Genomic DNA, 503 nt, shown 5'->3' with positions numbered 1-503 from the left:
GTAATCACCCGGTGGCCGGGGGTGGTGAGCAGCGGGCGCAGGTGCCGGTACACCGCGCGGGAGTCGAGCATGCCGGGGAGCAGGACGACCGGCAGGCCGGTCTCGGTGGCGGTGTCGTCGTAGGCCAGTCGGCCGCCGGGGACATCCAGGTACTGGGTGGTCAGCGTCTGCGTCATGTCCATAAAGCTAAGGCTAATAGCCTTAGCCGTCAAGGGGTGTCCGGAGTCGGAAAGCGGTGGGATAGCGTGCGAGTGATCGCACCGCACCGAACCTGAGGGGTCGTCATGCCGTTCATCAACGTCAAGCAGCTGGCCGGACGGACCGTGGAGCAGCGGGCCGAGATCGCCCGCGAGCTCACCGAGACGTACGTCCGGATCACCGGCGTGAGCCCGGCGGCGGTCACCGTGGTGATCGAGGAGATCCCGCTGGAGAACTGGGCGGCGGGCGGGGAGACCTATGCCGCCAAGCGGGCCGGCAGCTGATCGGTTGCCGGCCCGGGCGCC

2 protein-coding genes are annotated in these 503 nt (G+C 69.0%); one reads left to right on the top strand and one right to left on the bottom strand.

What is annotated here, in order from left to right; translation table 11 throughout:
- The coding region (locus ABD323_RS45795) for an alpha/beta fold hydrolase (protein ID WP_425556380.1) at nt 1–182 on the bottom strand (182 nt) is incomplete at its 3' end.
- A 102-nt stretch (nt 183–284) separates the two neighbouring features.
- Here ABD323_RS45795 and ABD323_RS45790 point away from each other — a divergent pair.
- The gene (locus tag ABD323_RS45790) at nt 285–482 is read left to right on the top strand and encodes a tautomerase family protein (RefSeq protein ID WP_184915886.1); all 198 of its coding nucleotides are present in this window, start codon (nt 285–287) and stop codon (nt 480–482) included.
- Nucleotides 483–503: the final 21 nt, after the last annotated feature.

Source organism: Kitasatospora nipponensis (assembly GCF_039528135.1).
Classification (GTDB): domain Bacteria; phylum Actinomycetota; class Actinomycetes; order Streptomycetales; family Streptomycetaceae; genus Kitasatospora; species Kitasatospora nipponensis.
Note: the sequence above shows the minus strand (reverse complement) of the source record. Positions and strands in the feature narration are given on the sequence as shown.